Origin of the sequence: Microbacterium sp., from assembly GCF_035277845.1 — a bacterium.
Classification (GTDB): domain Bacteria; phylum Actinomycetota; class Actinomycetes; order Actinomycetales; family Microbacteriaceae; genus Microbacterium.
Map to the genome: position 1 here is coordinate 1 of NZ_DATEJS010000001.1, position 8,685 is coordinate 8,685.

Genomic DNA, 8,685 nt, shown 5'->3' on the forward strand with positions numbered 1-8,685 from the left:
GCGGCATGCTTCCGTGCCCGATCCTCCACCGACAGCGTTTGCTCAACGTTCATCGCCTCAATCTTGACTGAGCTGTATTCGGCTCGTCAAGATGGACACGAGAGCACCCGTGAGAGGACCCGCCCATGACCGACAAGCCGACAGTTCTGTTCGTCTGCGTGCACAACGCCGGCCGCTCCCAGATGGCCGCCGGCTATCTGCAGGCCCTCGCCGGCGACCGGATCCAGGTGCTCTCGGCCGGCTCCGAGCCCAGGGATCAGATCAACCCGGTCGCGGTGGCCGCGATGGCGGAGGAGGGCATCGACATCGCGTCGAATACCCCGAAACTTCTCACCGTCGACGCGGTGAAGGAGTCGGATGCGGTGATCACCATGGGCTGCGGCGACGCATGCCCGATCTTCCCCGGCAAGCGTTACGAGGACTGGGTGCTCGACGACCCGGCCGGTCAGGATGCCGCGACCGTGCGACGCATCCGGGACGAGATCCGCGCCCGCGTGGAGACCCTGATCGGCGAGCTGCTCCCCGCCGGCGGTATCGCCTGAGCAGAGGTCTTCGTGGACGCGACGGCGGGGGTCGAACCCGCAACGCTGGCCGGTATGAACCGGAGCCCGGGACCGCCCGGATCGCCGCGATCCATCCACGCTATCTCCGGCGTCGATGACCCGCCCTTGCGTGTCCCATGATTTCGCATTGTGAAGGCGGATGACGCCGTCATTGCGCATGCATCCGCGCCATTATGCTGAGCGGATGGCGATCGCGGTGAGACGGGGCATCACCGCCGCCGTCGTGTTCGCCGTGCTGCTCGTCATCGGCGGGTGGGTGGCCATGCGGGTGCCGCCGTACGCGATCGGATCGGGCGTCGTGCCGGATGCCGTGCACACCTGGGCGGCCCGCATCCTGCTCGTTCTCACCATCGCGTGGATCGTGATCGGGATGATCTCGGCGCGCACCAGCCTCGTCGGCCGGCCCGGCGCGAGCGCCGCACGTGCCACGTGGATCGCGACCTTCCGCCCGTGGCGGGCGCGGGAGTCGACACTCGGGATGCTGCAGCTCGACCGCACGCTGATGCTCGTCATCCCGATCGGGGTGCTCACCGTCACCCGGTTCCTGCAGTCGTCGGGCCACTCCGTGGCACAGCTGGTCGTCACCCTCGGCGGCTGGCTCGTGTTCGCCGTGGTCGCCGAGCTGTGGATGCAGAAGCGCTCGCCGTGGGCGCTCATCGCCGCCGTCGGCGGCGTCATCGTCATGCGGTGCGCGTTCACCCTGCTGCCGCTGTCGTTCGGGTATCCCTACGGCGTCGGCGTGACGCGCGTCTACATGATGATCTCGACGGCCGGCTTCCTGTGGACCTTCGTCGTCGCGGCCTGGGCGCTGTTCCCGCGGTTCGGCGTGCGCCGGGCGATCGGCATCGTGCTGGCCGCGTCGGGCGCCGGACTGGCGGTGACGTGCGCCGTGATCGGGCTCGTCGGACCGGGGCACGTGCTGCACGACTGGACCGACCACGTGAGCGCCCTGCCCTGGGGGCTCGCGCGCATGTTCGGCCAGCCCGACATCGTCGGCGCGGTGAGCGGTGCAGTCTGGTGGCTGGCCCTCGTCGGGCTCGTCGCGGGCGGCGCGGGCGTGGTGCTCGCCCTGCCCGAACGCGAGGCCGCGCCGCGCTAGCGCCTCGAGCCATCGCCGCCGGTCGCGCATCGGGGCCGGGGCGGTACAGTGAGCCGGTCGCCACCCGAAGCGACGGAATGAGGATGCCTGTGGAGTCCTGGCCCGGAACCGCGTACCCGCTGGGCGCGACCTTCGACGGCAACGGCACGAACTTCGCGCTGTTCAGCGAAGGGGCCGAACGCGTCGAACTGTGCCTGTTCGACTCGGCCGGCAACGAGACCCGCGTCGACCTCGTCGACAAGGACGCGTTCGTCTGGCACGCCTACCTGCCACAGGTCGGCCACGGACAGCGGTACGGATACCGCGTCTACGGTCCGGACGATCCGGCATCCGGCTGCCGGTTCAACCCGCACAAGCTGCTGCTCGACCCGTACGCGAAGGCCGTCGACGGCCAGGTCACCTGGGGTCAGTCGGTGTACGCGTACGAGTTCGGCAACCCCGACAAGCGCAACAACGACGACTCCGCCGCGGACATGTTCAAGGGCGTCGTGGTGAGCCCGTTCTTCGACTGGGGCGGCGACAGGCCGCCGCGCACGCCGTACAACGAGACGCTCATCTACGAAGCCCACGTGCGGGGTCTGACGATGCGGCATCCGGACATCCCCGAGGCGATCCGCGGCACCTACGCCGCCATCGCGCACCCGGCGATCGTCGCGCATCTGCAGCGGCTCGGCGTCACAGCGATCGAGCTCATGCCGGTGCACCAGTTCGTCGACGACGACACGCTGGAGAAGAAGGGGCTGTCGAACTACTGGGGCTACAACACGATCTCGTACTTCGCCCCGCAGAACACGTACGCGAGCGACCGGCACCGCGGCGACCAGGTGCAGGAGTTCAAGGCCATGGTGAAGTCGCTGCACCAGGCCGGCATCGAGGTGATCCTCGACGTGGTGTACAACCACACCGCGGAGGGCAATCACCTGGGACCGACCCTCTCGATGCGCGGCATCGACAACCCGGCGTACTACAAGCTGCAGAACGACGACAAGCGGTACTACACCGACTACACGGGCACCGGCAACAGCCTGAACGTCGGCAACCCGCACACGCTGCAGCTGATCATGGACTCGCTGCGGTACTGGGTGCTGGACATGCACGTCGACGGGTTCCGGTTCGACCTGGCCGCCACCCTCGCCCGCGAGTTCTACGACGTCGACAAGCTGTCCACGTTCTTCGAGCTGGTGCAGCAGGACCCGGTGGTGTCGCAGGTGAAGCTCATCGCCGAGCCGTGGGACGTCGGCCCGGGCGGCTACCAGGTGGGCAACTTCCCGCCGCAGTGGACGGAGTGGAACGGCACCTACCGCGACACCGTGCGCGACTTCTGGCGCGGCGAGCCGCAGGCGCTCGGCGAGTTCGCCTCGCGGCTGACCGGGTCGAGCGACCTGTACGCGCACTCCGGCCGCCGCCCCGTGGCATCCATCAACTTCGTCACCGCGCACGACGGCTTCACGCTCCGCGACCTCGTGTCGTACGACCAGAAGCACAACGACGCCAACGGCGAGGACGGCCGCGACGGCACCGACGACAACCGATCGTGGAACTGCGGCGTCGAGGGCGAGACGAAGGATGCCGCGGTGCTGGCGCTGCGTGCCAGGCAGCAGCGCAACTTCCTGGCGACGCTCCTGCTCAGCCAGGGCGTGCCGATGCTGCTGCACGGCGACGAGCTCGGCCGCACCCAGCGCGGCAACAACAACGGCTACAACCAGGACAACGAGACCACGTGGGTGGACTGGGCGAACGTCGACACCGCCCTCGTCGAGTTCACGTCGGCGCTGTCGCGGCTGCGCCGGGAGCATCCCACGTTCCGCCGCGGCCGGTTCTTCGACGGGCGGCCGGCGACGCCGGTCGACCCGGATGTCCCGCGCGATCCCGCGGCGCGCATCCCCGACATCGCCTGGCTGCGGCCGGACGGCACGGTGATGGAGCCGCAGGACTGGGAGTCCGGGTTCGGGCGGGCCGTCGGCGTGTTCCTGAACGGACAGGGCATCCGGGAGCGGGACCGGCGCGGGCAGCCCATCACCGACACGCACTTCATCGTGCTGTTCAACGCCGGGGACGCCCCCATCGACTTCACCCTGCCGGCGGTCGCCGGGTCGCCGCTGTGGGATGTGCTCGTCGACACCGGCGGCGAGCTCGTCGGGGACGGACCGGTGCCGCCCGGAGCCTCGGTGACCCTGGACACCCGGGCCCTCGCCGTGCTGCGCGAGCATCGCGAACGCCCGGCCGGCTCCGACCGCACCGTCGACCCGGCCCTGTAGCGCGGTCGGCCCACCCCGGTCGTTGAGCGAGGAGCACAGCGACGAGTCGAAACGCGAATCCGCGAGATCATCCGCGTTTCGTCTCGCTTCGCTCGCTCGACGACCGCGGGCTACGTGAAGCGGCGGATGAACTCGCGGATGATGCGCAGGGGCTCGGTGACCGACGTCCGCAGCACGCGGGCGGCGAGCACGTCGTAGTCGGCCGCGGGGAAGTAGCCGTCGTTGCGGTAGATGTCCATCCGCTCGGCGAACGCCTTGGCCGTCGGCTCCGGGTGGAACTGCGTCGCGTAGAGGCGCTCGCCGACGCGGTACGCCTGCACGGGGCACGCCGTGTTCGTGGCCAGCAGCTCGCCGCCCGGCGGGGGAGCGACGCATCCCTCCTTGTGGGTGGTGAGCGCGTTGAAGCGCGTCGCGAGCCCGCCGAAGATCGGGTCGTGCTGCCCGGCATCGGTCAGCTCGACGACCGCCGTGCCGGTGTCTTCGGGAAAGGCGCGCGTGACCTCGCCGCCGAGGGCACGGGCCGCGACCCCGATGCCGTAGCAGGTGAACAGCACGGCCGGCCCGACGCCGTCGGCGCACGCGACCGCGAGCCGGTCGAGGTGCTCTTCGCCGCGCCGCTGCGCATCCGTCTTGCTGGACTCGGGATCGGTGACGTTGTACGGGCTGCCGCCGATGACGACCGCGGTGACGTCGGGCTGGATCACGAGCGCCTCGCTCACCAGGTCGTGGCGCCGGATGTCGGCGTCGTCGACGCGGGCGGCGGCGCGGAACGACTCGAACTCTGCATCGGCGGCGACCGCCTGCGGGCGAGCCGAGATGTAGAGCACCGTCATGCACCTGAGTCTATGACCGGGCTGTCACGAGGGGCGGAGGCGCTGTTTCGGCGCGACACATGTATCAGGGCGCCTCTGGTGCGCTCCTGTCAGTTGTGGACACAATGGGCACTATGACCGACGCTGATCGGTCGGACCCGCAGCTGGGAGCAGAACCCGATCACCCTGCTGCGGCATCCGGCGATTCTGTGGTGCCGTCGCGCTGGGAGCAGGCAGCCGATCTGTTCGTGCGGTGGCGCGGCGGCGAGACGCGGGCCATGGACGGCCTCGTCCGGCTCATGACGCCGGTGCTCTGGCACGTGGTGCGGGCGTACGGGCTGGACCGGGCGCTCGCCGAGGACGTGGTGCAGACGACCTGGATGACCCTGGTGCGCCGGCATGAGTCGATCGCCGATCCGCGGGCCGTTTCGGGCTGGCTGACCATGTGCGCGCGCCGTGAGGCGTGGCGGGTGGGCAAGCTGCAGCGCCGCGCCGACCCGACCGAGACCGAGAGCCTGGAGCCCCGGCTTCCGACCGCGCAGCCCGCCGAGCACGCCGCCGTGCTCACCGACCAGCAGCGCGCGCTGTGGCGGGCGGTCGGGCAGTTGAACGAGCGCTGCCAGCGCCTGCTGCGGGTGATCGCCTTCGAAGACCGGCCCGACTACGCGCGCATCGCCGCCGACCTGTCCATGCCGGTCGGCTCGATCGGGCCCACCCGGCAGCGGTGCCTCGTGAAGCTGCGCGCACTGCTTGACGGTGACGGATTCGAAAGGGGACTGACATGACCGCCGACACCCACGCGGACGACTTCGCACAGGATGCCGCGCTCTTCGCCCGCATGCGGGCGATGTGGGCCGCGGTCGACCCGGCGCCCGCCGACCTCATCGACCGGATGGTGGCGGCCATCGCCGTCGAGGATCTCGGCCGCGAGTACGCCCTGCTGACCCTCATCGAGACCGAGAAGGCCGCCGTGCGCGGCGACGTCGAGACCCTGACGCTGCAGTTCAGCGACGGCACCGTCACCGTGCTGCTGCACATCACCCGCACCGATCACGGATCGCACCGGGTCGACGGATGGGTGGACGCGCCGACCGCCGGCGTCACACTGGTGCAGGATGGCGGCGAGCACTCGACCGAGCCGGACGCCAACGGCCGCTTCGCCTTCGACGGCATCGGCAGCGGGATGAGCGTCGTGCGCCTCACCGTGCAGGCGACCGGCGACGACGACGGGCAGCGGCAGTTCCAGACGCCCCATTTCGAAGTGTGATGCCCGCGTGAGGCGGCATCCCTCTCACCCCAGGAGAGAAGATGAGTGACCCCGTTCCCGGCCCGGGAGACGGTCTGCCGGACTGGCGAGCCCGGTACGACGCCGCCCGGGCCCTCGGCGTGCCGCTGGACCCGCGCAGCGAGCCCGTGCCCGGCATCACCGCGTACCCGACCGCGTATGCGCCCGACCATCTGCTCGTCACCGACGCCGGCGATCTCGAGGGGCGTCTGGGCGTGCTGCGGGAGGCGGCGGCGGAGTTCGGCTGGCAGATCCGGCTGCAGAACATCGACGGCTCGCCCCTCGAGCCGGACGAGGCCGTCGCGCGTGAGCAGCGCAACCGGGACGCGTTCGGCGTGCCGACGATCCACCGCGTGCAGATCCTGTCGGTGGCCAATCCGCAGGGCGGCAGCATCCCCGATCCGCCGGTCGACGCGTGGCGTCTGCTGCAGCGGGCGCGGATGCTGGCGGGGCGCGACCTCCGCGGCGTGGCGCTCGACCACATCCTCACCAGTGGACCGTACGGCATGACCAATCCGTACGGGATGACGAACCCGTACGGCATGACGAACCCGTACGGGATGACCAACCCCTACGGGATGACGAACGCCCCGGGAACCTCGTCGTACGCGGTGCCGGGCAGCGGCGGACGGGAGGTGGTGGACTACGCCGGGCATGCGCCCGAGCGGCGGGGCACGGTCGGCGCGGGGGGACGCCGGCCCGTCGTCGCGGTGCTCGACACCGGCTGCGGGGAGCATCCCTGGCTGCCGGCCGGCATCGTGACCACGTATCCGAAGTACGACGGCAAGGTCATCGGGCTGTCGGATCACGCGACCGACCCGGAGGTCACCGGCGATGTCGCGGGCCCGCTCGACGGGGCGCTCGATCCCGCCGCCGGGCACGGGACGTTCGTGTCCGGCATCGTGCGCCAGCGCGCACCGGAGGCGGACATCATCGCGGTGCGCATCTGCGACAGCCAGGGGCAGATGCTCGAGGCGCAGTTCATGCTCGCGGTGCGCACCCTCGTGAAGTGGATGTCGAGCCCCGGCGGACAGCAGATCGACGTGATCAATCTCTCCCTCGGGTACTACCACGAGACGCCGGAGGACGAGCTCTACGACGACACGCTGGGGCGGCTGCTGGCCCTCGCCCGGCGTCGCGGCTGCGCCGTGGTGTGCTCGGCGGGCAACGACGCGACCAACCGGCCGTCGTTCCCGGCCGCGCTGTGGATGTGGCCGGGCGCGCAGCTCACCGTCGACAACCCGAAGAAGGCCGCCCCGCACATCTCGGTCGGGGCGCTCAACCCGAATCGCACGATGGCGCTGTTCAGCAACCTGGGGCCGTGGGTGAAGACGTACGCCCCCGGAACGAGCGTGCTCAGCTGCTCGCCGCCCTTCCGGGGCGGCTCGCAGCCGGCCGTGCGGGACGACCTCGGGGGCCTCCGCCGTGAGACGGTCGACCCGGACGACTACGTGGGCGGATTCGCGGTGTGGAGCGGCACGTCGTTCGCCGCTCCCTACGTCGCGGGCGAGATCGCGGCCCGCATCACCGCCGACCTGATGGCGGGCGAGATGTCCGTCGCGGAGCGGATCGAGCTGCTGCGGGTGGCCGAGGGCGAGGTGTTCGCGCGCCTCGCGAAGATGGGGCCGTGTCACGTGGGCTCGTAGGGCCTGTCAGAACCCCTCGCACGGGCGGGGTGCGGGATGATGTGAGGATGGCGCAGTCGGCCGCACAGTTGCATCGACGCGCGGTCGCACTGAGCATGCGCGAACAGTATGCGGAGGCCGCGCACGCGCTCGACCTCGCAGAGTCGCGGGCGACGAGCGTCGACACGCGCGCCCGCATCCTCGGCACGCGTGCGGTCATCCTGCAGCGCACCGGGCACCCGGACGACGCCGAGCGCGTCTGCCGGTCGGCACTCGACCTGCCCGGCACCACCTCCGACACCCACGCCGCCCTGCTCGGGCAGATGGGCGTGCTGGCGATGTACGGCGGCCGTGCGCGCGAGGCGAGCCAGTGGCTCACCGACGCGATCGGGCGGATGAAGGACGACACCGTGGAGTGCGCCCGCATCCGCGTCAATCGCAGCATCGTCGAGATGCAGCTCAACGAGTTCGCCGAGGCCGTCGACGACCTCGACCACGCGATCGACACGTTCCGGCGGCACAGCGCCGAGGTGGAGTGCGGGCAGGCGCTCCACAACCGCGCGTACGTGCGGCTGATCATGGGCGACCTGGTCGGGGCGCTGGAGGGCATGCACGCGGCGCGTCCGCTGGCCGGAACCACGCCGGTCACCGTCGCGATCGGCGACACCGACCGGGCGGAGGCCCTGCGCGACGCCGGACTGACGAGCGAGGCGGAGCAGGTGCTCGCCTCCGTCGCCCCGGTGTTCGGCCGGCACCGGATGCCGCAGTCCCGAGCCGAGGCGGAATTCCAGCTCGCCCGCTCCCAGCTCAGCCACGACGCCCCCGCGGCGGCGCGCACGGCGGCGATCGCGGCGAAGCGGTTCCGCGCGCTCGGCAGCGAGACCTGGGCCACCCGGGCCGACGGCATCCGCATGCGCGCCCGGCTCGCCCCGCCCCGGCAGATGGAGCCGCGCCGGCGCCGGGCGGTGGACTCCGCCGAAGTGGATGCCGTGGCATCCGCGCTGGACGGCTTCGGGTTCGCGAACGAGGCCGCCGCGCTGCGG

8 protein-coding genes are annotated in these 8,685 nt (G+C 71.0%); 7 read left to right on the forward strand and 1 reads right to left on the reverse strand.

The features are described from left to right. The first annotated feature begins 125 nt into the window (after positions 1 to 125). The 3 genes from VJR25_RS00005 to glgX all read left to right on the forward strand — a co-directional run bounded on the left by VJR25_RS00005 (position 126) and on the right by glgX (position 3,920). Positions 126 to 542, forward strand: coding sequence for an arsenate reductase ArsC (locus VJR25_RS00005; protein ID WP_324111226.1), 417 nt, complete (start codon positions 126 to 128; stop codon positions 540 to 542). A gap of 205 nt (positions 543 to 747) precedes the next feature. Beyond that, entirely contained in the window at positions 748 to 1,662 is a 915-nt protein-coding gene (locus VJR25_RS00010) for a hypothetical protein (protein WP_324111228.1), read from the forward strand. An 89-nt stretch (positions 1,663 to 1,751) separates the two neighbouring features. After that, positions 1,752 to 3,920, forward strand: coding sequence for a glycogen debranching protein GlgX (gene glgX / locus VJR25_RS00015; RefSeq protein WP_324111238.1), 2,169 nt, complete (start codon positions 1,752 to 1,754; stop codon positions 3,918 to 3,920). Between the two features lie 110 nt (positions 3,921 to 4,030). Here glgX and VJR25_RS00020 read toward each other — a convergent pair whose 3' ends face one another. Next, positions 4,031 to 4,753, reverse strand: a complete 723-nt coding sequence (locus VJR25_RS00020; protein ID WP_324111230.1) for a glutamine amidotransferase-related protein — start codon at positions 4,751 to 4,753, stop codon at positions 4,031 to 4,033. Between the two features lie 113 nt (positions 4,754 to 4,866). On the opposite strand from VJR25_RS00020, the gene VJR25_RS00025 reads away from it, so the two are divergent. From VJR25_RS00025 to VJR25_RS00040, 4 genes are all read left to right on the forward strand, one after another. After that, positions 4,867 to 5,517, forward strand: a complete 651-nt coding sequence (locus VJR25_RS00025) for a sigma-70 family RNA polymerase sigma factor (RefSeq protein WP_324111232.1) — start codon at positions 4,867 to 4,869, stop codon at positions 5,515 to 5,517. After that, a complete protein-coding gene (locus VJR25_RS00030) occupies positions 5,514 to 5,999 on the forward strand; it encodes a hypothetical protein (RefSeq protein ID WP_324111234.1) in 486 nt (161 codons plus the stop codon). Before VJR25_RS00025 ends, VJR25_RS00030 begins: the two co-directional genes overlap by 4 nt. A 41-nt stretch (positions 6,000 to 6,040) precedes the next feature. Then, positions 6,041 to 7,663: a S8 family peptidase gene (locus VJR25_RS00035; RefSeq protein WP_324111236.1), complete on the forward strand. Its 1,623-nt coding sequence runs from the start codon at positions 6,041 to 6,043 to the stop codon at positions 7,661 to 7,663. Positions 7,664 to 7,710: 47 nt separating this feature from the next. After that, positions 7,711 to 8,685 (forward strand): tetratricopeptide repeat protein (locus tag VJR25_RS00040; protein ID WP_414683686.1); only part of this gene is annotated, 975 nt, incomplete at its 3' end.

What these genes read in the sequence shown, in the direction of transcription:
- VJR25_RS00025 (WP_324111232.1), top strand. Translation starts at nt 4,867, where the DNA reads ATGACCGACGCTGATCGGTCGGACCCGCAGCTGGGAGCAGAACCCGAT.
- VJR25_RS00020 (WP_324111230.1), bottom strand. Translation starts at nt 4,753, where the DNA reads ATGACGGTGCTCTACATCTCGGCTCGCCCGCAGGCGGTCGCCGCCGAT.
- VJR25_RS00030 (WP_324111234.1), top strand. Translation starts at nt 5,514, where the DNA reads ATGACCGCCGACACCCACGCGGACGACTTCGCACAGGATGCCGCGCTC.
- VJR25_RS00010 (WP_324111228.1), top strand. Translation starts at nt 748, where the DNA reads ATGGCGATCGCGGTGAGACGGGGCATCACCGCCGCCGTCGTGTTCGCC.
- VJR25_RS00005 (WP_324111226.1), top strand. Translation starts at nt 126, where the DNA reads ATGACCGACAAGCCGACAGTTCTGTTCGTCTGCGTGCACAACGCCGGC.
- VJR25_RS00035 (WP_324111236.1), top strand. Translation starts at nt 6,041, where the DNA reads ATGAGTGACCCCGTTCCCGGCCCGGGAGACGGTCTGCCGGACTGGCGA.